At 65.7% G+C, this 26,757-nt stretch carries 26 protein-coding genes; 15 read left to right on the top strand and 11 right to left on the bottom strand.

The features are described 5' to 3' along the window. The first annotated feature begins 39 nt into the window (after positions 1-39). From B2J86_RS07680 to B2J86_RS07645, 8 genes are all read left to right on the top strand, one after another. Positions 40-3,480, top strand: a complete 3,441-nt coding sequence (locus tag B2J86_RS07680; RefSeq protein ID WP_173025129.1) for a DEAD/DEAH box helicase — start codon at positions 40-42, stop codon at positions 3,478-3,480. A gap of 250 nt (positions 3,481-3,730) precedes the next feature. Further along, on the top strand, positions 3,731-4,321 hold the full coding sequence (gene rimP / locus B2J86_RS07675; RefSeq protein WP_169167382.1) for a ribosome maturation factor RimP: 591 nt from the start codon (positions 3,731-3,733) through the stop codon (positions 4,319-4,321). 73 nt (positions 4,322-4,394) lie between these two features. Then, positions 4,395-5,882: a transcription termination factor NusA gene (nusA, locus tag B2J86_RS07670; protein ID WP_169167381.1), complete on the top strand. Its 1,488-nt coding sequence runs from the start codon at positions 4,395-4,397 to the stop codon at positions 5,880-5,882. A gap of 23 nt (positions 5,883-5,905) precedes the next feature. Then, complete coding sequence (infB, locus tag B2J86_RS07665; protein WP_169167380.1) at positions 5,906-8,779, top strand: translation initiation factor IF-2; 2,874 nt, start codon at positions 5,906-5,908, stop codon at positions 8,777-8,779. A 3-nt stretch (positions 8,780-8,782) separates the two neighbouring features. Then, positions 8,783-9,154, top strand: a complete 372-nt coding sequence (gene rbfA, locus B2J86_RS07660) for a 30S ribosome-binding factor RbfA (RefSeq protein ID WP_169167379.1) — start codon at positions 8,783-8,785, stop codon at positions 9,152-9,154. A 3-nt stretch (positions 9,155-9,157) separates the two neighbouring features. Then, positions 9,158-10,150, top strand: coding sequence for a tRNA pseudouridine(55) synthase TruB (gene truB, locus B2J86_RS07655; protein WP_173025128.1), 993 nt, complete (start codon positions 9,158-9,160; stop codon positions 10,148-10,150). After that, positions 10,147-11,967 carry a translational GTPase TypA gene (gene typA, locus B2J86_RS07650; protein WP_173025127.1) on the top strand — a complete coding sequence of 607 codons (1,821 nt, stop codon included), beginning with the start codon at positions 10,147-10,149 and terminating at the stop codon, positions 11,965-11,967. The genes truB and typA overlap by 4 nt, the downstream gene beginning before the upstream one ends. 161 nt (positions 11,968-12,128) lie before the next feature. Next, entirely contained in the window at positions 12,129-13,220 is a 1,092-nt protein-coding gene (locus tag B2J86_RS07645) for an enoyl-CoA hydratase/isomerase family protein (RefSeq protein WP_173025126.1), read from the top strand. Positions 13,221-13,260: 40 nt separating this feature from the next. Here B2J86_RS07645 and B2J86_RS07640 read toward each other — a convergent pair whose 3' ends face one another. The 4 genes from B2J86_RS07640 to smpB form a co-directional block, all read right to left on the bottom strand. Beyond that, complete coding sequence (locus B2J86_RS07640; RefSeq protein ID WP_169167375.1) at positions 13,261-14,061, bottom strand: anti-sigma factor; 801 nt, start codon at positions 14,059-14,061, stop codon at positions 13,261-13,263. A gap of 11 nt (positions 14,062-14,072) precedes the next feature. After that, a complete protein-coding gene (locus B2J86_RS07635) occupies positions 14,073-14,585 on the bottom strand; it encodes a sigma-70 family RNA polymerase sigma factor (protein ID WP_169167374.1) in 513 nt (170 codons plus the stop codon). An 11-nt stretch (positions 14,586-14,596) separates the two neighbouring features. Next, the gene (locus tag B2J86_RS07630) at positions 14,597-14,956 is read right to left on the bottom strand and encodes a hypothetical protein (RefSeq protein WP_169167373.1); all 360 of its coding nucleotides are present in this window, start codon (positions 14,954-14,956) and stop codon (positions 14,597-14,599) included. A 107-nt stretch (positions 14,957-15,063) separates the two neighbouring features. Continuing rightward, positions 15,064-15,537 (bottom strand): SsrA-binding protein SmpB, encoded by a 474-nt coding sequence (smpB, locus tag B2J86_RS07625; protein WP_169167372.1) that lies wholly within the window; start codon positions 15,535-15,537, stop codon positions 15,064-15,066. Positions 15,538-15,670: 133 nt separating this feature from the next. Here smpB and B2J86_RS07620 point away from each other — a divergent pair, with 133 nt between their 5' ends. Next, positions 15,671-16,111 (top strand): type II toxin-antitoxin system RatA family toxin, encoded by a 441-nt coding sequence (locus tag B2J86_RS07620; RefSeq protein WP_169167371.1) that lies wholly within the window; start codon positions 15,671-15,673, stop codon positions 16,109-16,111. Next, complete coding sequence (locus tag B2J86_RS07615) at positions 16,104-16,466, top strand: RnfH family protein (protein WP_173025125.1); 363 nt, start codon at positions 16,104-16,106, stop codon at positions 16,464-16,466. The genes B2J86_RS07620 and B2J86_RS07615 overlap by 8 nt, the downstream gene beginning before the upstream one ends. Before the next feature lie 32 nt (positions 16,467-16,498). Here B2J86_RS07615 and B2J86_RS07610 read toward each other — a convergent pair whose 3' ends face one another. Then, complete coding sequence (locus B2J86_RS07610) at positions 16,499-16,999, bottom strand: DUF4124 domain-containing protein (protein WP_169167369.1); 501 nt, start codon at positions 16,997-16,999, stop codon at positions 16,499-16,501. A 77-nt stretch (positions 17,000-17,076) separates the two neighbouring features. On the opposite strand from B2J86_RS07610, the gene guaB reads away from it, so the two are divergent. From guaB to B2J86_RS07585, 5 genes are all read left to right on the top strand, one after another. Beyond that, a complete protein-coding gene (gene guaB, locus B2J86_RS07605; RefSeq protein ID WP_173025124.1) occupies positions 17,077-18,552 on the top strand; it encodes an IMP dehydrogenase in 1,476 nt (491 codons plus the stop codon). A gap of 66 nt (positions 18,553-18,618) precedes the next feature. Beyond that, the gene (guaA, locus tag B2J86_RS07600) at positions 18,619-20,232 is read left to right on the top strand and encodes a glutamine-hydrolyzing GMP synthase (protein WP_173025123.1); all 1,614 of its coding nucleotides are present in this window, start codon (positions 18,619-18,621) and stop codon (positions 20,230-20,232) included. A 312-nt stretch (positions 20,233-20,544) separates the two neighbouring features. After that, positions 20,545-20,754 carry a hypothetical protein gene (locus B2J86_RS07595; RefSeq protein ID WP_173025122.1) on the top strand — a complete coding sequence of 70 codons (210 nt, stop codon included), beginning with the start codon at positions 20,545-20,547 and terminating at the stop codon, positions 20,752-20,754. A gap of 293 nt (positions 20,755-21,047) precedes the next feature. Continuing rightward, a complete protein-coding gene (locus B2J86_RS07590) occupies positions 21,048-21,227 on the top strand; it encodes a DUF3606 domain-containing protein (RefSeq protein ID WP_169167365.1) in 180 nt (59 codons plus the stop codon). A 27-nt stretch (positions 21,228-21,254) separates the two neighbouring features. Beyond that, positions 21,255-22,148: a DUF72 domain-containing protein gene (locus B2J86_RS07585; protein WP_173025121.1), complete on the top strand. Its 894-nt coding sequence runs from the start codon at positions 21,255-21,257 to the stop codon at positions 22,146-22,148. A 320-nt stretch (positions 22,149-22,468) separates the two neighbouring features. Here the strand turns inward: B2J86_RS07585 and B2J86_RS07580 are convergent, their stop codons facing one another. From B2J86_RS07580 to B2J86_RS07555, 6 genes are all read right to left on the bottom strand, one after another. After that, positions 22,469-23,041, bottom strand: coding sequence for a DUF4124 domain-containing protein (locus B2J86_RS07580; RefSeq protein ID WP_371736265.1), 573 nt, complete (start codon positions 23,039-23,041; stop codon positions 22,469-22,471). Continuing rightward, a complete protein-coding gene (locus B2J86_RS07575; protein ID WP_169633666.1) occupies positions 23,010-23,219 on the bottom strand; it encodes a hypothetical protein in 210 nt (69 codons plus the stop codon). Before B2J86_RS07575 ends, B2J86_RS07580 begins: the two co-directional genes overlap by 32 nt. Positions 23,220-23,774: 555 nt before the next feature. After that, the gene (locus B2J86_RS07570; RefSeq protein ID WP_169633698.1) at positions 23,775-24,215 is read right to left on the bottom strand and encodes a GNAT family N-acetyltransferase; all 441 of its coding nucleotides are present in this window, start codon (positions 24,213-24,215) and stop codon (positions 23,775-23,777) included. Between the two features lie 84 nt (positions 24,216-24,299). Further along, positions 24,300-25,493 carry a PP2C family protein-serine/threonine phosphatase gene (locus B2J86_RS07565; RefSeq protein ID WP_173025120.1) on the bottom strand — a complete coding sequence of 398 codons (1,194 nt, stop codon included), beginning with the start codon at positions 25,491-25,493 and terminating at the stop codon, positions 24,300-24,302. A gap of 31 nt (positions 25,494-25,524) precedes the next feature. Beyond that, entirely contained in the window at positions 25,525-26,412 is an 888-nt protein-coding gene (locus tag B2J86_RS07560) for a patatin-like phospholipase family protein (protein ID WP_169633696.1), read from the bottom strand. Beyond that, entirely contained in the window at positions 26,409-26,753 is a 345-nt protein-coding gene (locus tag B2J86_RS07555) for an STAS domain-containing protein (RefSeq protein ID WP_169167360.1), read from the bottom strand. The genes B2J86_RS07560 and B2J86_RS07555 overlap by 4 nt, the downstream gene beginning before the upstream one ends. Between the last annotated feature and the right edge of the window lie 4 nt (positions 26,754-26,757).

Here is a 26,757-nt window from a genome sequence, read left to right as displayed (position 1 = left end):
TTACCCGATAAGGGTTAGAGGCGTATTTCACTGAATTCCATGCAAGACACGCCCTGGTTCGACCTGCCTTCGCTGCAGCCGCAGTGCGACAGCGGCGCCTGGCAGCGCGGCCTGGCGCTGCAGCGCGGCGGCCAGGTGCTGGGTGTGGATGTGGCGCCGCTGCGCGACCGGTGGCTGCTGCAAGGCCAGGTGCAGGACACACGGCGCCAGCCCCACAGCGTGTCGATCGAGCTGTCTCTGCGGGACGACGGCACGGTGGACTCTTTCGACGGCGACTGCTGCTGTCCGGTGGCGCGCCAGTGCAAGCACACCGTGGCCGTGCTCGCAGAGGCGGCAGAGGGGCGGTGGCAGGGCTTCGAGCACCTGCCCGCCGCCGCGCTGCGCCAGACGCTGCAGGCGCGCAGCGCCGAGGCCGAGCGAGGGGAAGCCGAAGCGTGCCTGCTGCGCTGGTTCGACGCCCTGGACCAGGTCTGCGGGCAGAGCGGCGCGCCGCGGCCGGGCACCGCGCGCCGCGGTGGCCCCGGCGAGCGGCCGCCCGAGCAGTACCTGTACCTGCTGACGGCCATCGGTGCGCCGCGCAGCGCGCCGCAGCTGCAGCTCGAAGCCGTGCTCTCGCGTCCCCAGGCCACGGGCGGATGGTCCAAGCCCCAGCGCATCCGCACCCCGCCCGGCAAGGGCCAGGCCGCTTACGACCGCGCCAGCGAGGCCGACCGCCAGGTGCTGCAGCTGTTGCGCGCACTGAGCCTGGCGCAGGGCGCTTATTACTCCGCCCACCACGCTGCACCCTGCGCCGTGGTCGATGGCGCGGTGGGCGTGCAGGCGCTGCAGCAGGCCGCCGGCACCGGGCGCCTGTTTGCCGACGTGCAAGGGGCCGCCCTCGGTGCGCCACTGCAGTGGGGGCAGGCGCTGGCGCCGGCCTGGCATTGGCACGAAGAGCCCGCCAGCGCCCCCGGCCGCGAGAGCGCGTGGACGCTGCGCGCCAACCTGGCCAGTGCCACAGCGACGCTCTGCCACCACAGCCCGCCGTTGTACCTGGATGCGGCGCGCGGCCGGTGCGGCCCGGTGCAGGGTGATGGCCTGGCGCCCGCGCAGCTGGAAGTGCTGCTCCAGGCGCCGTCGTTCACCGCGTCGGCGCTGCACAAGCACCAGGCCGGCCTGCTGCAGCGCCTGGGCCCCGTGCCGCTGCCGCCGGCGCTGCACGGCGCCGCGCGGCTCACCGGCATTGCGCCCGTGGCGCGCCTGCACCTGTCGCCCACGCCGGCCGGCGAGGTGCCCGCCAAAGGCCTCATCACGGCGCAGCTGCGCTTTGACTACCACGGCTGCGTCGGCTGGTGGTCGGACCAGCCGCTTTCGCTGCTGGTGGACGGCCCCACCGGGCCCGTGCTGCTGCAGCGCGATGGTCCGGCCGAACAGGGCGCCATCGACCGACTGCAGGGCCTGGGGCTGCAGGGCAGCGAAGGGGGCGGCTTCGGCATCCCCGGGGCCCAGCCCCAGCATGCCTGGATGCACTGGGCCGACCACGGCTTCGAGGCGCTGCGCGCCGCCGGGTTTGCGCTCACGCTGGACGCCGATCTCGACGGCTGGATCGCGCATGCCCAGGGGCCGGACGTGCAGCTGCAACCGGCCGGCGGCGCGGCCGTGGGGGCAGGGCTCTCGCCCTGGTTCGATCTGTCGCTCGGCATGGAGGTCGGCGGCCAGCGCCACAACATCCTGCCGTCGCTGCCCGAGCTGATTTCGGCGGCCGCTGCGCAGCCGCCCGATCCGGTCACCGGCTTGCCGACGCTGCCGCCCTTCGTCTATCTGCGCACGCCCGTTCGCGGGGGCTTTGTGCGCCTGGCCACCGACGCCTTGCAGCCCTGGATGGCCGCGCTGCTCGACCTGGTGGGCGAGAGGGCGCACGACTTCGCCGGAGACAGCCTCCGGCTCTCGCGCCTGGACGCATTGCGCGTGAGCGCTGCGTTGGGCGAGGGCGCCGTGTGGCAGGGCGCGGCAGGGTTGCGCGCCCTGGTCCAGCAGCTCAAGGGGCAGGGCACATTGCCCGAGGTGCCGGTGCCCGCCAGCGTGCAGGCCGAACTGCGCCCATACCAGCGCCAGGGCCTGAACTGGCTCCAGTTCCTGCGCGCCCACGGCCTCGCCGGCATCCTGGCCGACGACATGGGCCTGGGCAAGACGCTGCAGACGCTGGCGCACATCCAGGTCGAGAAGGACGCAGGTCGCCTCACGCACCCGGCGCTGGTCATCGCGCCCGTCAGCCTGCTGGGCAACTGGCAGCGCGAGGCCGCGCGCTTTTGCCCGCAGCTGCGCTGCCTGGTGCTGCATGGCAAGGAGCGCCACGCCGTGGCCGAGTCGATGGCGGCGCACGACATCGTGATCGCGCCGTATTCGCTGCTACAGCGCGACCGCGCGCGCTGGCTGGCCGCGCGGTGGCACCTCGTGGTGCTCGACGAGGCGCAGCACATCAAGAACGCCAGCACGCACGCCGCACAGGTGGCGGGCCAGCTGCAGGCACAGCACCGCCTGTGCCTGTCGGGTACGCCCATGGAAAACCATCTGGGCGAGGTCTGGAGCCTGTTCCATTTCCTGATGCCGGGCTTTCTCGGCAGCCAGAAGCGCTTTGGCGAATGGTTTCGCACGCCGATCGAAAAGCAGGGCGACACCGGGCGCCTGGCGCAGCTGCGCGCCCGCACCGCGCCGTTCATGCTGCGCCGCAGCAAAGCACTGGTGGCGAGCGAGCTGCCGCCCAAGGTTGAAACCGTGGTGCGCGTGGCGCTGTCGGGCGCGCAGGCCGACCTCTACGAAACGATTCGCCTGGGGACCGAAAAAACCGTGCGCGAGGCGCTGGCGAGGGAAGGCCTGGCGAAGTCGCAGATCACCATCCTGGACGCCTTGCTCAGACTGCGCCAGGTGTGCTGCGACCCGCAACTGGTGCCGCTGGAGGCCGCAAAAAAGGTGAAGGCCTCGGCCAAGCTGGAGCAGTTGATGGAGCTGCTGCCCGGCATGCTGGCCGAGGGGCGGCGCATTCTGCTGTTCTCGCAGTTCACCAGCATGCTCGCGCTGATCGAGGCCGAGCTCAAAAAGCGCCAGCTGCCCTGGGCCAAACTCACCGGGCAGAGCCAGCGCCGCGACCAGACCATCGAGCGTTTCACCCGCGGCGAGGTGCCGCTGTTCCTCATCAGTCTCAAGGCCGGGGGCGTGGGCCTGAACCTGCCGCAGGCCGACACCGTGATCCACTACGACCCGTGGTGGAACCCCGCCGCCGAGCAGCAGGCCACCGACCGGGCCCACCGCATCGGCCAGGCGCAGAGCGTGTGGGTGCTCAAGCTGGTGGCGCAGGACACGCTCGAGGAGCGCATTCTGGCGCTGCAGGAGCGCAAGGCGCAGCTGGCGGGCAGCCTCTACGGCGGGCACGAAGGGCGCCAAGAACCGCTTTTTAGCGAGGGCGACCTCGTCGAGCTGCTCAAGCCGCTATCGAGTTCATAGCTGTCTTCCCAGGTGAAGAAAGGGCCGGACGGCTTTTTGGCATGAAATCTGGCTTGCGGGTTCGCGCCTGTGCCCCATGCTGCGAAACAAGGCAGGATCTTTGCAAATCAACGCGTTGCAGGCTACAATACCGTCCTCACGACCAAACGGGCGGGTACCCACCGCCCGTTTTTTTTGGTCGTTTGCTTTTGGAGCTCGAAGCCTCAGGGGTTATCGGGTTTTTTGTATTTCCGGGATTGAATAGATACACGTGGCACTGCAGCAAATCGTTGAGCAAACCGTGACAGGACTGGGTTATGACCTGGTGGAGATTGAGCGCTCCGCCGGTGGCCTGCTGCGCATCACCATCGATTGGCCGTGGCAGGCGCCTGCCGAGGGCGCGGGCGCAGTGCCCGAGCAGTACGTGACCGTGGAAGACTGCGAGAAAGTCACGCGCCAGCTGCAGTTTGCGCTCGAAGTCGACGGCGTCGACTACAAGCGGCTGGAGGTGTCTTCGCCCGGGATTGATCGGCCTTTGCGCCACGAGCAGGATTTTGTGCGTTTTGAGGGCTCGGTGATCGATCTCGCGCTCAAGGCGCCCATGGGGGTTGCCGCTGCCGGTCAGGTCAGCGCGAACCGCAAGAAATTTCGAGGCACGCTCGAGCGTGCCGAAGCCGGTGGTTGGCAAATCGTCTGGAGCGACGAGCCAGCGCCCAAACCTGGTCAAAGAGTGAGCAAGAAGCGGGTGCCAGCCCCCCTGCAGGTGCTGGGCTTCGTGCTCGGCGAGCTGCGGGAGGCGCGGCTGGCGCCAATCGTTGATTTCAAGGGGCGGGGGGCAAAGTCCGAGCCATTGCCGGATTGAGCTGCTGGATGTTGTGGTGGGCTGGGGCCGCAGGGCCGCGGCCGCCGGATGATAGAAACAGGAGAGTCGTCGCATGAATCGCGAATTGTTGATGTTGGTAGATGCCATTTCACGCGAAAAGAACGTTGAGCGCGATGTGGTGCTGGGCGCTGTGGAGCTGGCTTTGGCGCAAGCCACCAAGAAGCTGTACCAGGGCGAGGTCGACATTCGCGTGTCCGTCGACCGTGACAGTGGAAATTACGAAACCTTCCGCCGCTGGCTGGTGGTGCCGGACGATGCCGGCCTGCAGAACCCCGAAGCCGAAGAGCTGCTGATGGATGCGCGCGAGCGCATTGCCGACATCGAAGTCGGCGAATACATCGAAGAAGCCATCGAGTCCGTGCCGATCGGCCGCATCGGCGCCATGGCGGCCAAGCAGGTCATCCTGCAGAAAATCCGCGATGCCGAGCGCGAGATGCTGCTCAACGACTTCATGTCGCGCGGCGAAAGGATCTTCACCGGCACCGTCAAGCGCATGGACAAGGGCGACCTGATCGTCGAGTCGGGCCGCGTCGAAGGCCGCCTGCGCCGCAGCGAGATGATTCCCAAGGAAAACCTGCGCAACGGCGACCGGGTTCGCGCCATGATCATGGACGTGGACCTGACGCTGCGCGGCGCGCCCATCATCCTGTCGCGCTCGGCGCCCGAGTTCATGGTCGAGCTGTTCCGCCACGAGGTGCCCGAGATCGAACAGGGCCTGCTCGAGATCAAGAGCTGCGCGCGCGACCCGGGCAGCCGCGCCAAGATTGCCGTGCTTTCGCACGACCGCCGCGTCGACCCCATCGGCACCTGTGTGGGTGTGCGCGGCACGCGTGTCAACGCCGTCACCACCGAGCTGGCCGGCGAGCGCGTGGACATCGTGCTGTGGTCCGAGGACCCGGCGCAGTTCGTGATCGGTGCGCTGGCGCCGGCGAATGTGTCCTCCATCGTCGTGGATGAAGAAAAGCACGCCATGGACGTGGTCGTGGACGAAGAGAACCTGGCCATCGCCATTGGCCGTGGCGGGCAGAACGTGCGCCTGGCTTCCGACCTTACGGGGTGGAAAATCAACATCATGGATGCCGCCGAGTCGGCCCAGAAGCAGGCCGACGAGACCGATACGGCACGCCGCCTGTTCATGGAAAAGCTCGACGTGGACCAGGAAATTGCCGACATCCTGATTGCCGAGGGCTTCGAAAGCCTCGAAGAGGTGGCCTACGTGCCGTTGCAGGAAATGCTGGACATCGAGAGCTTCGACGAGGACACCGTGAACGAGTTGCGCGCCCGTGCCAAGGACGTGCTGCTGACCATGGAAATCGCCCGCGAAGACAGCGTCGAAAGCGTTTCGCAGGATCTGCGCGATCTCGAGGGCGTCACGCCCGAACTGATTGCCAAGCTCGCCGAAGGTGGCGTGCACACGCGTGATGATCTGGCCGATTTGGCCATTGATGAGCTGACCGACCTGACCGGCCAGTCCGCAGAAGATGCCACCGCCTTGATTTTGAAGGCGCGCGAACATTGGTTCGCAGCAGGGCAAGAGTAAGGTCAGGGAGGTACGAACCACATATGTCCAGTATTACTGTCGCCGAGTTCGCTAGTGAACTCAAAAAAACCCCCGAAATCCTGCTCGAACAGCTCAAGTCTGCCGGAGTGGTCAAGGCTGCCTCGTCCGATCCGTTGACCGAGTCTGACAAGCAAAAACTGCTTGCGCACCTGCAGGCCAGCCATGGCGGCGGGTCCGGGGATCGCAAGAAAATCACGCTGGTGAAGAAGTCCACCAGCGAGATCAAGCAGGCCGATGCCTCGGGCAAGGCGCGCACTATCCAGGTGGAAGTGCGCAAGAAGCGCACCTTCGTCAAACGTGACGACGGCGCTGACGCTCCCGTGGGGGACGACGACGCTGCCGATTCCGTGCAGGCACAGGAAGCGGCGCATGCGGCGGAGAACAAGGAGCTGGCCCGCCGCGAGGAAGAAGCGCGCCGCCAGGCCGAGCTGATCAGCCGCCAGGAAACTGAACTGGCCGAGCAGCGCAGCGAGCGCGAAGACCGCGAACGCCGCGAACGCGAAGCCGCTGAGCGCGCTGCTGCCTACGCTGCCCAGGAAGCCGAGAAAAAGGCCCAGGCTTCTGCGGTCAAGCAGGAAGCCAGCCGCGAGCAGGCTGCGGAAGCCGCCGCCCGCGCCGCCGCGCAGGCCGAGGCCCGCGAGAAGGCCGAAGCCGAATCCCGCGCCCGTGCGCAGGAAGAGGCCGCACGTGCGTCCGACCTCGAAGAGCGCCGCCGCAAGGCCCTGGCCGAGGCGGCTGCCATCCGCACCATGATGGCGACGCCCAAGAAGGTCATGGTTGCCAAGAAGCCCGAAGAGCCCAAACCCGTGCCGCGCGCGGTCACCGGCGACGCCAAGAAGGGTACGCTGCACAAGCCTGCCGTGACCCCGGGCGCGCGCACCGGCACCGCTGCGGCGCCCGCCGCTGGCGCAGGCAAGGAAGTCAAGTCGGCCAAGCTCTCGTCGAGCTGGGCGGGCGATCCGGCCAAGAAAAAGGGCATTCCAACCCGTGGCGACACCGGTGGTGGTGCCAACCGCAGCAGCGCCTGGCGCGGCGGACCCCGCGGTGGCGGTGGCCGCCGTGGCAACGACCGCGATCGGGGCGGCTCGCTCTCCATGCACCAGGCTCCGGTGGAGGCGCGCATCATCGAAGTGCACGTGCCCGAAACCATCACGGTGTCTGAGCTCGCACACAAGATGTCTATCAAGGCATCCGAAGTCATCAAGGCGCTCATGAAGATGGGCCAGATGGTCACCATCAACCAGCCGTTGGACCAGGACACCGCGATGATCGTCGTGGAAGAAATGGGCCACAAGGCGCTGGTCGCTGCGCTGGACGATCCTGAGGCCTTTGCCCAGCACGAAACCGCGCAGCAAGACGTCGAGTTTCTGCCGCGCGCTCCTGTCGTCACCGTCATGGGCCACGTCGACCACGGCAAGACCTCGCTGCTGGACTACATCCGCCGCGCCAAGGTGGCGCCGGGCGAAGCCGGCGGCATCACGCAGCACATTGGCGCCTACCACGTCAAAACGCCGCGCGGCATGGTGTCGTTCCTCGACACCCCCGGCCACGAAGCCTTCACGGCCATGCGTGCCCGGGGCGCGCAGGCCACCGACATCGTCATCCTGGTGGTGGCGGCCGACGACGGCGTGATGCCGCAGACCAAGGAAGCCATCAAGCACGCCAAGGCGGCGGGTGTGCCCATCGTGGTCGCCATCACCAAGTCCGACAAGCCCGAGGCCAACCCCGACCGCGTCAAGCAGGAGCTGGTGGTCGAAGAGGTGGTGCCCGAGGAATACGGCGGCGACTCGCCCTTCGTTCCGGTGTCGTCCAAGACGGGCGCTGGCATCGACACCCTGCTCGAGCAGGTGCTGCTGCAGGCTGAAGTGCTGGAACTCAAGGCGCCGGTCGACTCCATGGCCAAGGGCCTGGTCATCGAAGCCCAGCTCGACAAGGGCCGCGGCCCGGTCGCCACGGTGCTGGTGCAGTCCGGCACGCTCAAGGTGGGCGACGTGGTGCTGGCCGGCCAGACCTTTGGCCGCGTGCGCGCCATGCTGGATGAAAACGGCAAGGTCACCAAGACGGCCGGTCCATCGATCCCGGTGGAAATCCAGGGCCTCACCGAAGTGCCGCAGGCCGGCGACGAGTTCATGGTGCTGTCCGACGAGCGCCGTGCGCGCGAAATCGCGACCTACCGTGCCGGCAAGTTCCGCAACACCAAGCTGGCACGCCAGCAGGCGGCCAAGCTCGAGAACATGTTTGCCGACATGACGGCGGGCGAGGTCAAGCACCTGCCCATCATCGTCAAGGCCGACGTGCAGGGCTCACAGGAAGCGCTGTCGCAGTCGCTGCTCAAGCTCTCGACCGACGAGGTCAAGGTGCAGCTGGTGTACGCCGGCGTGGGCGGCATCAGCGAGTCCGACATCAACCTGGCGATCGCCTCCAAGGCCATCGTCATCGGCTTCAACGTGCGCGCCGATGCCGGTGCGCGCAAGCTGGCCGAGAACAACGATGTCGACCTGCACTACTACAGCATCATCTACGACGCCGTGGACGAGCTGAAGGTGGCGATGTCCGGCATGCTCGCTCCCGAGCAGCGCGAGGAAGTCATCGGCACGGCCGAGATCCGCACCGTGTTCGTGGCGACCAAGATCGGCACCATTGCCGGCAGCTACATCACCTCGGGCCATGTCACGCGCAATGCCAAGTTCCGCTTGCTGCGCGACAACGTGGTCGTCTACACCGGAGAGATCGACTCGCTCAAGCGCCTCAAGGACGACGTGCGCGAGGTCAAGGAAGGCTTCGAGTGCGGTATCAAGCTCAAGAACTACAACGACATCAAGGAAAATGACCAGTTGGAGTTCTTCGAGATCAAGGAAATCGCGCGGACCCTCTAAGCCATGGCAGCCAAAAAGTCTTCCACGCCCAACCGCGCCTTCAAGGTGGCCGACCAGATCCAGCGCGATCTGACGGAGCTGATCGCGCGCGAGTTGAAAGACCCGCGCGTGGGCATGGTGACGCTGCAGGCCGTCGAGGTCACGCCCGACTACGCCCATGCCAAGGTGTTCTTCAGCCTGCTCACGGGGGACCCGCAGCAGACGCAGGACGCCTTGAACCAGGCAGCAGGCTTCCTGCGCAACGGCCTGTTCAAGCGCCTGCACATCCACACAGTGCCAACGCTGCACTTCGTGTTCGACCGCACCACCGAGCGTGCGGCCGACATGAATGCGCTCATCGCGCAGGCCGTGGCGTCGCGTTCCAAGGAAGAGTAGTCCATGAACGCGCCCCGCACCCGGGTGCAGCGGCGCCCTGTGCATGGGGTGTTGCTGCTCGACAAGCCGCTGGGATGGTCCAGCAACGATGCTCTGCAAAAGGCCAAGTGGCTGCTGCGCGCCGAAAAGGCCGGGCACACCGGCACGCTCGACCCGCTGGCCACCGGCGTCTTGCCGCTGTGCTTTGGCGCCGCGACCAAGTTCAGCCAGCTGCAGCTCGATGCCCCCAAGACCTATGAAGCCATCGCCCGGCTAGGCGTGACGACGACGACGGGCGACGCCGAGGGCGAGGTGCTGCGCGAGTGCGCGGTCGATGCGGCCATGCTGGCGCCCGAGCGCCTGGCACAGGTGCAGCGCCAGTTCACCGGCCCGATCCGGCAGGTTCCGCCGATGTACAGCGCGCTCAAGAAAGACGGCAAGGCCTTGTACGAATACGCGCGTGCAGGCGTCGAGGTCGAGCGCGCCGCGCGCGACGTCGAGATTCATGCATTGAATGTGGCTCTAGCGCTTGATGGGCAAGCGCAGCCAGCTATCAAAATAATAGTTACATGCAGCAAAGGCACCTATATCCGCACGCTCGGCGAAGACATCGGAGCGGCACTCGGCTGTGGCGCCCACCTGACCTTTTTGCGCCGCATTGACACCGGGGGCCTCGGCATCGAGCGCTGCGTCACGCTCGCCGACTTCGAGGCCATGGACGAGGCCGAGCGCCTGGCCTGCCTGCTGTCCCCCGAGGCGCTGCTGGCCGGCCATCGCCATGTCACGCTGGGGGGCGAAGATGCAGGCCGCTTCCTGTCGGGTCTGCGCCGACGCGGCAGCTGGCCTGACGCCCCGGCGGTGGCCGTGTTCGGCGATGCGCCGCGCGCCTTGCTGGGCGTGGCCCACACGGCGGCCGGCGAACTGATTCCGGACCGTCTGCTGAGCCCGATCGAAATTCAACAAATCCTGGAAAGTACGCCGGCCACCGTTGCCGCCGGCATTTTGGAAACACCATGAGCAAACAAATCCGCAATATCGCCATCATCGCCCACGTTGACCATGGCAAGACCACGATGGTCGACCAGCTGCTGCGCCAGTCTGGCACCTTTGCCACCCACGAAAAAGTGGTCGACACCGTGATGGACAACAACGCCATCGAACGCGAGCGCGGCATCACCATCCTGGCCAAGAACTGCGCCGTGAGCTGGGAAGGCACGCACATCAACATTCTCGACACCCCCGGCCACGCCGACTTTGGCGGTGAAGTGGAGCGCGCGCTGTCCATGGTCGATGGCGTGGTGCTGCTGATCGACGCGCAAGAAGGCCCTATGCCGCAAACGCGTTTCGTGACCAAGAAGGCGCTGGCCCTGGGTCTGAAGCCGATTTTGGTGGTGAACAAGGTGGACAAGCCCGGTGCGCGTCCTGATTACGTGGTCAATGCCGCGTTTGACTTGTTTGACAAGCTGGGCGCGACCGATGAACAGCTGGACTTCCCCGTCGTGTATGCCTCGGGCATCAATGGCTGGAGCTCGCTCACCGAAGGTGCGCCCGGCGAACAGTGGGGCTCTGACATGTCGGCGCTGTTCAACACCATCCTGAGCCACGTGCCTGTGGTCAAGGGCGATCCCAGTGCACCGCTGCAACTGCAGATTTCGGCGCTGGACTATTCGACTTTTGTCGGCCGCATTGGCGTGGGCCGCATCACGGCGGGCACCATCAAGCCCAACATGGACGTGCTGGTCATGGAAGGCCCGGACGGCAAGTCGTTCAAAGGCCGCATCAACCAGGTGCTGCAGTTCCAGGGCATTGACCGCGTGCAAGTGCAGGAAGCCGGCCCGAGCGACATCGTGCTGATCAACGGCATTGCCGAACTGGGCATGGGCGTGACCGTGACCGATCCGCAAAACCCGGCTCCGCTGCCCATGCTCAAGATCGACGAGCCGACCCTGACCATGAACTTCTGCGTGAACACCAGCCCCCTGGCCGGTCGCGAAGGCAAGTTCGTCACCAGCCGCCAGATCTGGGATCGCCTGCAGCGCGAACTGCGCAGCAACGTAGCGCTGCGTGTCAAGGAAACCGACGAAGACGGTATCTTTGAAGTCATGGGCCGGGGCGAACTGCACCTGACCATCTTGCTCGAAGAAATGCGCCGCGAAGGCTACGAACTGGCGGTGTCCAAGCCGCGCGTGGTGTTCCGCGAGATCGACGGGGAAAAATGCGAGCCCATCGAACTGGTGACCGCCGACATCGAAGAGCAGCACCAAGGCGGCGTGATGCAGGCCCTGGGCGAGCGCAAGGGCGAGCTGGTGAACATGGAGCCCGATGGCCGCGGCCGTGTGCGCCTGGAGTACCGCATTCCGGCGCGTGGCCTGATCGGCTTCACCAACGAGTTCCTGAACCTGACGCGTGGTTCCGGCCTGATCTCGAACATCTTCGACAGCTACGAGCCGTACAAGGGCGAAATCGCGGGCCGGAAGAACGGCGTGCTGATTTCCATGGACGACGGTGAAATCTTCACCTATGCCCTGGGCAAGCTCGACGACCGCGGCCGCATGTTCGTGCGCGCCAACGACCCAGTCTACGAAGGCATGATCGTCGGCATCCACAGCCGCGACAACGACCTGATCGTCAACGCCACGCGCACCAAGCAGCTGACGAACTTCCGTGTCTCGGGCAAGGAAGACGCCATCAAGATCACGCCACCGATCGACCTGACGCTGGAATATGGCGTCGAGTTCGTGGAAGACGACGAGCTGGTCGAAATCACGCCCAAGTCGATCCGCCTGCGCAAGCGCTTCCTCACGGAAGGCGAGCGCAAGCGCGCTGGCCGCTGATAGCGCCGGCCCGGACCGCCAAGGTCTGGCCCCCTAGCCACCGCACTGCGGTGGCTTTTTTTTGCCTGCGCGCGCCGCTGTCGCGTGCGGTATCGCACTGCGTGCCGCCCGCGCGCGACAATGCCGGGTTACCCGATGAATTTTTGACAAAGGAATGATCAATGACGCAGATGGTGGCTGAAGTCGTGACCGAGGTGCGCGGCCAGGTGGGTTTCATCACGCTCAACCGCCCGCGCGCGCTCAATGCGCTGTCGCTGGGCATGGTGCGTGACCTGATGGCGGCGCTGCTGGCCTGGCAGGACGACGCGTCCGTGCTGGCGGTGGCGATCCGCGGCAGCAACAAGGAGGGCCCGTTCGGTGCTTTCTGCGCCGGCGGGGACATCCGCTTCCTGCACCAGGCGGGCAGCCAGGGCAACCCGCAGATCGAGGACTTCTTCAGCGAGGAGTACGCGCTCAACCACCTGATCCACAACTACCGGAAGCCCTACATCGCGTTCATGGACGGCATCGTCATGGGTGGCGGCATGGGCATCAGCCAGGGCGCTGCGCTGCGCATCGTCACCGAGCGCACCAAGATGGCCATGCCCGAGACGGCGATTGGCCTGTTTCCCGATGTCGGCGGCGGCTATTTCCTCTCGCGCTGCCCGGGGCACGTCGGCGAGTGGCTGGCGCTCACCGGCGACGCCATTGGCGCCGGCGATGCCATCGCCTTCGGCCTGGCCGATGGCTGCCTGGCCGTCGACCAGCAGGCGCCGCTGTGGGATGCGCTGGGCACGCAGGCGTTTGCCGATGGCGCGGCAGTGAAGGCCTTTGCTGCTTCTCAATTGGTAGCTGTCAGCGCAGACACAGCAAGCGTTAGAGGTCAAATTGATCAATATTTTTCTCTGGACAGCGTGGCCGCCATCGTGGCCGCGCTCGAAGCCGCGGACAGCGATTGGGCGCGCGCCACGGCGGCCACGCTGCGCAAGCGCTCGCCGCTGATGTTGCACGTGGTGCGCGAGCAGGTGCGCCGCGCCCGTGGCATGGGCCTGGCCGATGACCTGCGCATGGAGCGCGACATGGTGCGCCACTGCTTCTACCTGCGCCCTGGCGCGAGTGAAACGGTGGAAGGCATCCGCGCTTTGGCGGTGGACAAGGACCACGCGCCGCGGTGGAATCCGGCGCGCATCGAAGAGGTGCAGCCTGCGCTGGTGGCATCGTTTTTCGACAGCCCCTGGCCTGCCCATGCGCACCCGCTGGCGGCGCTGCGCTGACCGGCCATAGCGCAACGGCGCCCGCCTGCGCCGCGGTCCATCACAGTTGCCGGTGCACGGCCCTCGCCAACTGCAGTAGCGCGGCGCGTGGCAGCGGCCCGCTCAGCGCGTAGCCAAAGCCCTGCTCGGTCCAGTAAAAGCCCGGAACGGGCCCTTCGTCCGTGAAGCGAAAGGCTGTCGGTGCCGTTCCCGGCACGGCGCCCAGGTAGAGGGTGATGCGCTGGCCCGTGCGGTCCTGGTACATGAACTGCGCACGGGCCCCCGCGTCACCGGGCAGCAGGCGCCCGCCGACCAGCTCATAGCCCTCGGCGCTCAGCACCGGCAGCTTGAGCGGGCGCTCCAGCCGTTTGGATAGCCATTGCACCAGATGCGCTTGCTGGTCTGCGGCCACTTCGACGGGGTGGCGTTGTTCGGGCTGGTACACGGCGTAGGCCAGCGCGGCCTGGTGCGCGAAGCCCTGGATCGGTGCCGGTGCGCTGGCCAGCGTGCCTTGGGCGCCCGGCGGCCAGGCGCTGCGGCCGAGCCAGCCCAGCGCAAACGCAAGCAAGACCGAGGCCGCCATGCCACCCCAGCGCCACCATTGGCTTTGCCGCGCTGCGGCGTGATCGACCTGGGCTGCGAGGGCCTGTAGCGCGCCGGGCACGGGTGCACCCAACAGCTCAAGGCGCAGGGCACGCAGCTGCTGGCGCTGGCGCTGCCAGTCGCCGGCCTGGGCGTGGGCCTGCGGGGCCTGCGCCAGCCGGGCGCTCAGTGCCGCGGCCTCGGCGGGGGCCATTCGTCCGTCCGCATAGGCGTGCAGATCTTGCTCGTCGAAAGAGGAGGTAGGGCGGGGGACTTGCATGGTTGCGGTGTTTACTTGAGGCGGTGCAGAAAAGGCGCTGCGTGCGGCGGTTCACTGGCCTGCGTTGCCATGAGTTCGCGCAGCCGCGCCCGGGCGCGCGACAGCCGCGACATCACGGTGCCCACCGGGATCGCCAGCACCCGGGCAGCGTCTTCGTAGGCCATGTCTTCCAGCGTGACCAGCAACAGCACGGCGCGCTGCTCGGGCGGCAGGCGCTGCAGGCAGCGCTCCAGGTCGATGGCCTCGTCGCGCCCCTCGGCGGGGGCCTGCAGGCTGTCCTGCACGTCTTCCAGTGCCACGGCGATGTGGGGCGCCTGGGCGCGCCGCTGGTTGAGGTAGAGGTGGTGCATCAGCGTGAACAGCCAGGCACGCAGGTCACTGCCGGTGCGCCACAGCAGCCACTTGCGGCAGGCGCGCTCGAGCGTGTCCTGCACCAGGTCGTCGGCGGCCCAGGCGTCTCCCGTGAGCACGCGCGCATAGCGGCGCAGCCCCGGCAGGTGCTCGGCAACCTGGGCACGGTTCATGCCGGTCCGCGTCAGGGTTTGGCAGCGTGCCAGACTTGGTTCATGCCGTCGCCCGTCATGTCGCCGGCCTTGCCATCCTTGGACCAGTAATAGAGCGGCTTGCCCTTGTAGGTCACCTGTGGCGTTCCGTCATCGCGCTGGATCATGCCGTAGTCGGCGCCACCGGGCGTGGGCAGTGACGTGAGCGGCGGCCAGTTGGTCGCGCAAGGGCCATTGCAGGTCGATTTGCCGGCCGTGTCGCGGTCCAGGGTGTAAAGGGTCATGCCGTTGGGTCCGACCAGCACACCGTTCATGGTCTGGAGCTGGGCCTGGGCCGCGGAATAACCCGTGGCCAGTGCCGCGAAGACGAGCAGGGATGAGAGTTTTTTCATGGATCACTCCAACAAAAGTGCAGGCATGGGGAAAAGCCCCCATGCATCTGGACAAACACCTTTGCAAAGCGCTTTATTCCATGGCACGCCGCCCGAGCGCCCCAAAATTAGCGGTGGCGGCTTTTCATGGCGCGCTCCACTTCGCGCTTGCCTTCGCGGTCCTTGATGGTGTCGCGCTTGTCGTGCTCGGCCTTGCCCTTGGCCAGCGCGATTTCGCATTTCACGCGGCCATCCTTCCAGTGCAGGTTCAGGGGCACCAGGGTGTAGCCCTTTTGCTCCACCTTGATGATCAGGTGCTTGATCTGCTCCTTGTGCAGCAAGAGTTTCTTGGTGCGCACCGCGTCGGGGTTGACGTGGGTGGAAGCGGTCTTGAGCGGGTTGATCTGGCAGCCGATCAGAAACAGCTCGCCATTGCGTATCACCACATAGCCATCGGTCAGCTGCACCTTGCCTTCACGCAGCGCCTTGACTTCCCACCCCTCCAGCACCATGCCAGCTTCGTGGCGTTCTTCGAAGAAGTAGTTGTAGGCCGCTTTCTTGTTGTCGGCAATGCGGGAGGAGGTTTGGGGTTTCTTGGCCATCAGGAATAAGTGCGGTGCCAGCCGGGAGGTAAAAGGCCTCCCTACAATTGCAGGCGTCGCGCATCCGCGATTCTAGTTTCTCTGGCCAGCGCAGCCGCTTTGCATGCCCTGGCCTCTCGCTCTGCGCATTGACATGAAAACCGTAAGCAAGTCCGTATTGATCTGGTACAGCCCCGAAGAGATGTTTTCCCTGGTGACGGGGGTCGAGCAGTACCCGCAGTTTCTGCCCTGGTGCGACCATGCACGGGTGTTGGAAGAGGACGCGGGCGGCATGCTGGCCGAGGTCGGCATCGCCATCAGCGGCATCCGCCAGACCTTCGTGACGCGCAATACGCACGAGCCGGGACGGCGTGTGCAGATGCACCTGGTGAAGGGTCCGTTTTCGCGGCTCGATGGCGACTGGCACTTCCATGGCGTGGGCGATGGCAGCCAGCGGGCCTGCCGGGTCGAACTGCAGCTCAACTACGGTTTTGACAATGCGACGCTGGCCAGGCTGGTCGGGCCGGTGTTTGACCGCATCGCCGGCACCATGGTCGACGCCTTCGTCAAGCGCGCCGAGAAAGTTTATGGCTGAGCCTGCTTCGGCACCCGCCGGACAGATGTGCGTCACCGTGGTGGCTTCGGTGGGACCGGGATCTGCCGTCGAGTGGACGGGGTTCTTGCCGCAAGGCGCTACGGTGGCCGACGCCCTGGCGGCCAGCGGTTTGGCCGACACCGCGCCTGAGCTGTTTGTGCCCGTGCCCCTGTGCGGGGTCTGGGGACGGGTGGTGGACCCGGCGCAGGTGCTGCGCGACCAGGACCGTGTGGAGCTGTACCGCCCGCTGACGGTCGACCCCAAGGTGGCACGGCGTGAGCGCTTCGCACGCCAGGGTGCCCGCAGCACAGGCCTTTTTGCGCGCCAGAGGCCGGGCGGAAAGTCGGGCTACTGAGGACGGGGGCACGCCCGCTGCCGCGATGGCGCCTAGCGCTTGCAGTCCGACGCGATGATGCCCTCGATGCGCCGGGTTTCTGCGGCCCGCCCTGCCTCGTCCAGAAACACCAGCTCGCCCTGGGCATTGGTCTGGCGCAGAAGCTTGCCGGAGTCAAAAGTGGCCTTGGCCTGTTTTGCGCGGCTGCAGTTGTCGGCGCGCAGGGCCGCAAGCTTGTCTTCCTCTGCCTTCTTTTTGGCGGCTTCGGCTGCCTCGGCCTGGATTTTCTTCTCTTCGAGTTCCTTGTCCTTGCCTGGGGCGCGTGCCGCATCGCGGGGAGCGAGTGCAGAAGCCGCCGCCGGCTCGGCTGCGGCAAGTGCCGGCGCAGGTGTGCCCGCAGGCTGCTTCAGAACGCTTTTGGCCGGGATGTCGGGCGGGGGTGCGCGGTCGCTGAAGACCTTGCGGCCGTCCTTGTCGATCCACTGCCACTGCGCCACGGCGCCCACCGACCAGGTGCAGGCCAGTGCAAGCAGAAAAAGTTTGGGCATTTTCATGGGCGCGAGTGTAGCTTTGCCCGCGGCACCAGCAGGAAGTGTTGCGGCGGGTACAATCCTTTTTTTGGAGCTTTCTCATGCGCCTTCTTGGAAAAGCGCTGACCTTCGACGATGTGTTGTTGGTGCCAGCGTACTCCCAGGTCCTGCCCAAGGACACTTCTCTTGCGACACGGTTTTCCCGCAACATCACCCTGAATTTGCCTTTGGTGTCCGCTGCCATGGACACCGTCACCGAAGCGCGCCTGGCGATCGCTATTGCGCAAGAGGGCGGCATCGGCATCATCCACAAGAACCTCACCGCGCAAGAGCAGGCCGCCGAGGTGGCCAAGGTCAAGCGCCACGAGTCGGGTGTGGTGAACGACCCCGTGGTCATCACCCCCGAGCACACCGTGCTGCAGGTGCTGGAGCTGTCCGAAAACCTCGGCATCTCGGGCTTTCCGGTCTGCGATGGCGGCAAGGTGGTCGGCATCGTGACCAGCCGCGACCTGCGGTTCGAGACGCGCTACGACGTCAAGGTCAGCCGCATCATGACGCCGCGCGAAAAGCTCATCACCGTCAACGAAAAGGACGGCACCACGCCAGCCGAGGCCAAGGCGCTGCTCAACAAGCACAAGCTCGAACGCATCCTGGTCGTGAACGACGCCTTTGAACTCAAGGGCCTGATCACCGTCAAGGACATCAACAAGCAAACCACCTTTCCCAACGCCGCGCGCGACGCCTCGGGCCGCCTGCGCGTGGGCGCCGCTGTGGGCGTGGGCGCCGGCACGGAAGAGCGCGTGGAGCTGCTGGTCAAGGCCGGTGTCGATGCCATCGTGGTGGACACCGCCCATGGCCACAGCCACGGCGTGATCGAGCGCGTGCGCTGGGTCAAGCAGAACTACCCGCAGGTCGATGTGGTGGGTGGCAACATTGCCACGGGCGCCGCAGCGCTGGCGCTGGTCGAGGCCGGTGCCGATGCCGTCAAAGTGGGCATTGGCCCGGGCTCCATTTGCACCACGCGCATCGTGGCCGGCGTCGGCGTACCGCAGATCATGGCCATCGACAACGTGGCCACCGCGCTCAAGGGCACGGGCGTGCCGCTGATTGCCGACGGCGGCATCCGCTTCTCGGGCGACATCGCCAAGGCACTGGCCGCCGGCGCCTCGACCATCATGATGGGTGGCATGTTTGCCGGCACCGAAGAGGCCCCGGGCGAGGTCATCCTGTACCAGGGCCGCAGCTACAAGAGCTACCGCGGAATGGGATCGATCGGTGCCATGCAGCAGGGCTCGGCCGACCGCTACTTCCAGGAAGCCACCACGGGCAATCCGAATGCGGACAAGCTGGTGCCTGAAGGCATCGAAGGCCGCGTGCCCTACAAGGGCTCGATGGTGTCCATCGTGTTCCAGATGGCCGGGGGCGTGCGCGCTGCCATGGGCTACTGCGGTTGCGCATCGATCCCGGAGATGAACGACAGGGCCGAGTTCGTCGAGATCACCACGGCCGGCATTCGCGAGAGCCACGTGCACGACGTGCAAATCACCAAAGAAGCGCCCAACTACCGCGCCGACTGATCTTTGTGCCACCACAGGCCCGAACCCACGCAATGCGGTGTTCGGGCCTTCGCCTTTCTCACCGCCATGCAACACTCCAAAATCCTCATCCTTGACTTCGGCTCCCAGGTCACGCAACTCATCGCGCGGCGCGTGCGCGAGGCCCATGTGTACTGCGAAGTCCATCCCTGCGACGTGACCGATGCCTGGGTGCGCGACTACGCCGCCGATGGCACGCTCAAGGGCGTGATCCTGTCGGGCAGCCACGCCAGCGTGTACGAGGACTCGACGGACAAGGCGCCGCAGGCGGTGTTCGAGTTGGGTGTGCCGGTGCTGGGCATCTGCTACGGCATGCAGACCATGGCGCACCAACTCGGCGGCAAAGTCGAAGGCGGCCACCAGCGTGAATTCGGTTTCGCGGCCGTGCGCGCGCGCGGCCATACGGCCCTCTTGAAGGACATTGCCGACTTCACCACGGCAGAGGGCCACGGCATGCTCAACGTGTGGATGAGCCATGGCGACAAGGTGACTGCGCTGCCCCCGGGCTTCAAGCTCATGGCCAGCACGGACAGCTGCCCGATCGCCGGCATGGCCGACGAAGCGCGCCATTTTTATGGCGTGCAGTTCCACCCCGAGGTCACGCACACGCAACAAGGCCAGGCCCTGCTCGAGCGCTTTGTGCTGGGCATCTGCGGCGCGACCCCGGACTGGGTGATGCGCGACCACATTGCCGAAGCGGTGGAACTGATCCGCAAGCAGGTGGGCGACGAGGAAGTCATCCTGGGCCTGTCCGGCGGCGTGGATTCGTCGGTGGCGGCAGCCTTGATCCACCGTGCCATCGGCGACCAGCTGACCTGTGTGTTTGTGGACCACGGCCTGCTGCGCCTGAACGAGGGCGACATGGTGATGGACATGTTCGTCGGCAAGCTGCACGCCAAGGTGATCCGCGTCGATGCGAGCGAGCTGTTCCTGGGCAAGCTGGCCGGCGTGTCCGACCCCGAGGCCAAGCGCAAGATCATCGGCGGCGAGTTCATCACCGTGTTCAAGCAGGAAGCTGCCAAGCTCACCAGTGCCGGTGCCAAAGGCGCCAAGTGGCTGGCGCAAGGCACCATCTACCCGGACGTGATCGAGTCGGGCGGCTCGGGCGCCAAGAAGGCCGTCACCATCAAGAGCCACCACAACGTCGGCGGCCTGCCCGAGCAGCTGGGCCTGAAGCTGCTCGAACCGCTGCGCGACCTGTTCAAGGACGAAGTGCGCGAGCTGGGCGTGGCGCTGGGCCTGCCGCCCGCAATGGTCTACCGCCACCCGTTCCCAGGCCCCGGCCTGGGCGTGCGCATTCTGGGCGAAGTCAAGAAGGAATATGCCGACCTGCTGCGCCGCGCGGACGCGATCTTCATCGAGGAACTGCGCAACTTCAAGGACGAAGCCACGGGCAAGAGCTGGTACGAGCTGACCAGCCAGGCGTTCACGGTGTTCCTGCCGGTCAAGAGCGTGGGCGTGATGGGCGATGGCCGTACCTACGACTACGTGGTCGCGCTGCGCGCGGTGCAGACCAGCGACTTCATGACGGCCGACTGGGCAGAACTGCCGTATGCGCTGCTCAAGAAGGTGTCGGGCCGCATCATCAACGAAGTGCGCGGCATCAACCGCGTGACCTACGACGTCAGCAGCAAGCCGCCAGCGACGATCGAGTGGGAGTGATCCTGCAATAGGAATTCACTGGAAATTACGGGAATAAAAACCCGCACAAGCCCGCGCCAATGCGGGCTTTTTTCATTTTTACGTGGAAATATAAGGAACAGGGCGCACCATCAAGAAGCGTATCTTGCATGGTTTTATTTTTGGTGCGGAGAAGCGAGATGCCATCAATACTGGCTTAGGACGCCCAAGCCAGCAGGGTCTTGCGTCGGATGAGGGTGGCAGGTTGTGTAGTGGTTGGCTGCTATCGCTCCAAACTCATTCCGATGGAGGCAGGCAGGCGCGAAAATGGCGGTTTAGAAAATGAGTTTCCCTGTGAATCAACCTGTTGCCCATACCGAATTGCTTGCCACTTTCAAGAGGGCGAAGGCAGAGGCTGCTCATAAACAAGGCCTCATCAAAACAGTTGCAGCCAAGGGGCCGAAGGCAATTCAAGCGGCGGTCGATACGGCAGCCAAGGCGGCAAAGCGCAGGGATGCGTATGCGGCAAAGCTCGCCCAGCTAGGGGTGGATCTGAAGGATTGAGTGGTTTATTACCCGCACGCCAGAGAGCCATCGAGCCGCTTTTGATGCTGGCGCTGCAGCTGAGGCAGGGCAGCAGTTCGGGTTTGGAGGCTAAATGGTTCTGTGGCTTGCCCGTGGGTCCGTAAGAAAAGCCTGTCCGACGCCTGTGGGCGTGAGTTGTGGGCAGTGGGTGAGTGGGTGGCAGGCATCTCAGTGGACAGGGGGTGACGCGCAGGTACCCTTGCTGGGTGGCGTCCTACAGCCCAGCGCCGGGCTTTGCCCTACCTTTTGGCTATTCCACTGCGGAGGCTGCGATGAGCGACGACCTAACCAAGACCGGCAACGACCGCAAACGGATCAGCCTGGAGCAGCCCTACGAGGTCCGCGACTGGACCGAGTCGCTGGGCGTGACCGAGCAGGAGCTGCGCGCCGCGGTCCAGGCGTTGGGGCATTCTGCCGACGCGGTGCGGCAGTACCTGCAGTCGCGCACATAACGGTCCGCAGCAGCCCTGCGGCGCCCCATGAACATCCTCGTCGGCACTGCGTCGTGGACCGACAAGACGCTGCTGGACTCGGGCAAGTTCTACCCGCCCGAGGCCAAATCGGCCGAGTCCCGGCTGCGCTACTACGCCTCCCAGTTCCCGGTGGTCGAGGTCGACAGCAGCTACTACGCGATTCCGAGTGGCGCCAACGCCCAGCTGTGGGCCGAGCGCACGCCCGAGCACTTCCTGTTCAACGTCAAGGCGTTTCGCCTGCTAACAGGGCACCAGACGCAGCCATCGGCCCTGCACAAGGACCTGCGCGAAGCGCTGCCGCCTGCTCTGCGCGACAAGAAAACGCTCTACTACCGCGACGTGCCCGAGCCAGTGCTCGACGAAATCTGGCGCCGCTTCCTCGAGGCCCTGGCCCCGCTCGAGCACAGCGGCAAGCTCGGCGCTGTGCTGTTCCAGTTCGCGCCCTGGCTCATCAACAACCGCGATGGCGAGGCCCACCTGCGCGAGTGCGCAGCCCGCATGGGCGAGCAGCAAATGGCCGTGGAGTTTCGCAACAAGACCTGGCTCGACGAGCGGCACCGCGCAGGCACGCTTGAACTCGAGCGCGAGTTGGGGGTGGCCCATGTGATCGTGGATTCGCCCGAGGTCGACACGGCCAACCGGGTGCCGGCCGTCTGGGACATCACGAGCACGCGCCTGGCGATCCTGCGCCTGCATGGGCGCAACCGCGAAAAGTGGAATGTGAAGGGACCGGCCGCCTCGGACCGCTTCAACTACGACTACTCGACAGAAGATCTGCAAGAGCTGCTGCTTGAAATCCGACTCATCGCTCGCCGGGTGGAGATGATGCAGATCATCTTCAACAACAACTACGGGGACCAGGGCCAGCGCAATGCGGCCGAGCTGATGGCGCTGCTTTGATTCGGGCGCAAAGCCGAAATTCAGCGTTCCGCGTCGTTCCCCTGCTTGCCGGTGATTGCAGAGTCAAGCAGTTCAATCACGGCGGACAGAACGAAGCTGGCCAAGCCCACATGCCCTGCCACGTACTACGTGATCGAGACGATGACGCATGAAATCGAACAAAGATGAGTAAGCCTCAGCTGTCACCTTCAGTCACTGGGGCGTTCAGAACCATTGCGGAAAGTCTGGCCCACCCTGGATGAGCTGCGCTGTGAACGTGGAAGCAGCACCGAGCGAAGGCAGGCCCTGTGCGGGAAGCGGGGCCGGCAGAGGCGTGAAGATCAGCACCTCAATCTGAACTGCTGATCTCGCGTCTCTTTCCGCTCACGTCTGACCCAGTCGAGGTCGTAGTACCGGCTGCCTGCCCGGCCCATGCTGTCGAGCATCTTCACGCGCTCATCGAGCGCGGAGCATTCGGCCGTGCGGTTCGGCATGTGCTGACGCTGCGGAGCTGGGGCTGCGGGTGGAGGGTTGGCGAGGGCTTGGGCCTGGTCGCGCTGGTACTGGGCATGCCGCACTTGCTCGTCCCAACCCATGTTCGCTGGCACGCTCTCGGTGCGCTCGATAAAGGCATTGTGTTGATGGCAGTGCGCACTTGACCAAAACATGCCGCCGCCGTGGCTTTGGCAGAGGTAAATGGTCTTGGTGCCGCTGCCATTTTGTCCGCCCTCGACGCGAACAGGCGCTGACGTTTCTACCGCGCGACCGCCTTTGCAAGCTTCCTGGCTGTAGGTATTGCCGCAGCGGTAGACCTGGGCCGCAGCGCTTGACGAAAGCGCCAGGAACGCTACAGGGATGAGGGCGCGCCGGGCGCCCACCCATTTATTTGCGGCGCCCGCCAACGTATTTGCCACCCTTGCCGCTTTTGCCAGAACCACCTACACGCTTGCTGCTTTTGCGGTTGGCCGCCTCGAAAGAGGCAGGGGTGGAGGCAGAGGTTAGGCTCATGCCTGCAGCGACTTTCGCTGGCAGGGGAGCTGCATGCACCATGCCGGCCATGCCAAGTGCGATTGCGAAGAGTGCGGTTTTCACGTGGTCTCCAGTGATTGTGACGACATGTTACGCGGCGAGGCTTGCAGCGGCCTTGCGCGTTTACCCCGTTATGGACTCACCGCACCTTCGCTCTCCTGGCAGAAGCACCATACGCAATGCGCCATAGCTGATCGGGTGCGCCGCGCGTGTATCGGCTGAGTTCTCTTGCCGATGCGCCCAGGCCGTTCTGAAGTCCGCGTCGTACACCAGGTGGAAGATGTGGATGGCACGCGCGCTTGGTTCGCGCCGACTGCTGGCGCGTCATTTCGCAAACACTGGCCCGGCGATGACATACACGGCGCCTTGAGCGCAGCGCATATATGCGCGTACCCCCGATCTTTGCCCACGGCCCGCTGTTCCGCTTTCGGTTCTGCGCACCCTGTTGGTCAGGCTGAGCAACTGGGCCATCGCGGCCGGCGTCGGCATCTCGCCGGCTCGCGCCATGTGGCCGCGCGAGTAGCCCCGAGCCCTTGTAGGCGCTCAGTTCAGCATGCTCGGCTTGGGCAGCCGAGCATCGGCAAAGCACTTGTCCGTACGCTACTCATCAGCATCCAGCTACGCCAGCTCACAGCTGACACGTTCCACGCCCCGATCGGGCGGCTCATCGAAACCCGCCTCAAGCCCGTGTTTGCGCATGAAAGCCAGCATGCGCCCGTTGACGTCCAGCACGTCGCCGTAGAGGTGGCGCAAGCCGGCACCGCGTGCGCTGTCCATGAGGGTGGTCATCAGCTGGCTCGCCACCCCCGAGCCCTGCCATCCGTCGAGCACGCTCAACGCCAGCTCGGCGCTGCCGCGTTCAGGGTCTACGACGAACCAGCCCGCCTCACCGATGATTTCCTCGCCGTGGGCGCCCCAGATGCAGGCCACCCAGGCCGCATGCCGGATGCCGTCGGCGTTGACCAGATAGGCCACCAGCTTGGGCGGGGCGCCGTTGATGCCCCCGTGGAAGCGGTTGCGCCGCGACGGTACGCTCAGCCCCAGCAGAAAGCCTTGCATGGTCTGGGCATCTTCCGTGCGCACACGGCGGACGAATACTGCGGGTCGCGTTGGCTGCTGCATGGTGGAGCACTCCAGTGATGTTCACAATTCCCGCATCAGACCGAGCAAGGTCACGTCGTCGTGCGGTTCGAACGCGCCGACGTGCGCAGCCAGCTGCGTGCGCACGCCGTCGACCATTTCCTGCGCCGAGCCGGCTGGGCGGCCCAATGCGTACCCCAATGCCTCTTCGCCAAACGGCCCCGACACGCCCCGCGCCTCGGTCGCGCCATCGGTGTGCAGGAGCAGCCTGGCGCCTGGCTGCAGTACCACTGTCTGCACCGTGCAGCGTTGGCCGGCCACCAGCCCCACTGCCGGCCCCGTGGTGTCGAGCCGCGCCGCGGTGCCGCCTTCTGCCTGCTGGACAAACGGCGCCTCGTGACCGGCATTGAGGTAGTGCATGCGCCCGCTGGCGGGCTCCAGGAGAGCGAAGAACACCGTGGCGAACATGTTCTCGTGCCCGTGCACGGTCGCGATGTAGTCGTTGGCGAAAGCCACGCTGCGCACCAGCGTCGTGGGAAGCGACTCCCCGGACACCGTCTGGCAGGCCATGGCCCGCAGCAGCGTGCGAAACAGCGCCATGTAGAGCGCCGCACCCACGCCTTTGTCGCACACATCGGCGACCACGAGAGCGAGCGCGCCTGCGGGCAGCGAATAGGCATCGTAGAAGTCGCCGCCGACCTGTCGGGCCGGCGTACAGCTGGCGCCCAGTGACCATCCTGCCACGCTCGGCAGTTCGGCAGGCAGGAAGCCTTGTTGGATCCGCTGGCCGATCTGCAACTCGCGGGAGAGTGCGTGCAGCAAGTGGCTCTTGTGGTCCTGCAGGCGTTTCTTGGCCAGCGATGATTCGATGCGTGCCTGCAGCACCACGGGGTTGCAGGGCTTGGGGAGGTAGTCGTCGGCCCCCAGCTCCAGGCAACGCACCACGCTTTCGCTCTCGTCGATGGCCGAGACCATCACCACGGGCAGCTGCGCCGACACGGGGTCGGCGCGGATGCGCCGCAGGGTTTCGTAGCCGTCCATCTCGGGCATGGTGATGTCCAGCAGCACCAGGTCCCAGGCCTGCTGCTGCAGCTGTTCGAGTGCATCGCGTCCGTTGACGGCGATGCCCGCCTCGTGGCCCAGGCGTTGGACGCGGCGCGCCAGGAGGTCGCGATTGAGCTCCAGATCGTCGACCACCAGGATGCGCATCCGGCGCTCCAGCTGTTCCGTCGGCGTGGGCGTTAGCTTGGACAGCATGTGTGCGTCCCGCGGGGTGTCGGCCGTGCCCTCAGGCCGCGGCAGGTTCAAGGCGTTCGCGGTGGGCATCGAGCAGGGCGCGCAGGTAGGGCAGTTGCTGCAGGGCCGCTTGCTCACCCTCTTCGATGATGTAGGGCACCTTGTCGGTGTCGAACAGGCGCACGCGCTGCTTGAACTGCGGCAGGATCAGGATCATCTCGGAATGGTGTGCTGCGCTGTGAAAGGCCAAGCGCGACTTTTGCAAATTGTTCGCGAGGATTGCGCTGAGCTGGGCCGCAAAACGTCCCGCACTGCGGATACTCTCTTGGTAGGGGCTCTCGAAACCCACCGCGACGATCACGCGGCTGCCGTTCTTCATCGCCACGCTGATCGGCAGCGGGTCGGACATGTAGCCATCGATCAGAACCCGGCCGTCCAGCTTCACGGGCCGAAACGCCAGGGGCAGCGACACGCTGGCGCGGAGCGCATCGACCAGGTCGCCGCGCACGATGTCGACCAGCTCACCATTCATGAAGTCGGTGGCCGTGATGTGCAGCGGAATTGGCGTGTCCTCGATGCGCTGCTGCCCGAAGACGTCGCGAAAGGCCGAGAGCATCGGGCCATCGTCACGCAAGCCAAAACTGTCCGACCGAAAGCCGAAGAGCCGGGGTGCGAGCAGGCGAAGAAAGCCCATGCGGCTGCGTTTGGCGGTCAGCTTGCGGGTCCAGGTGCGCAGCGTGACGTCCGTCATCCTGGCGGTGTCGAAGCCGAGGGCCACCCCGGCCGCGAACAGGGCGCCGCCACTGCAGCCGACCACGCGATCGATGCCGATGCCTGCGTCGGTGAGCGCCTTGACCACGCCGATGGCGGCAGCGCATTTGACGCTGCCCGAGCCAATCACCAGCGTGACCGCAGGACCCTGAACCGGTGCGCGTTTCATGCGGCCTCCGTGAAGCTCTCCACCGCGCGGTGCACGTTGGGAAAGATGTTGAGGATGCTGATAAAGCCGGCTATCTCGAGCACCCGTTGGACCTGGGGCTGCACCGCGGCCATGCGCAGGTCGCCGCCGGCGAGCCGGCAGTTTTTAACGGTGCCAAGCAGGGACCGGAGGCCGGCGCTGCTGGTGTAGTTCACCAGCGAGAAATCGGCCACCAGACGGACATTGCCCTGAGAGATCGACTCCGCAAAGCGCTGGGTCAATTCATCGGCGCTGAGACTGTCCACGCTGCCTGTGATGGCCAGGATGGAAATCGTGTCGTGTTGGGTGATGGTGATCTGCATGGTC

It is taken from the genome of Acidovorax sp. SRB_14 (assembly GCF_012932145.1).
Taxonomy (GTDB): domain Bacteria; phylum Pseudomonadota; class Gammaproteobacteria; order Burkholderiales; family Burkholderiaceae_C; genus Simplicispira.
Note: the sequence above shows the minus strand (reverse complement) of the source record. Positions and strands in the feature narration are given on the sequence as shown.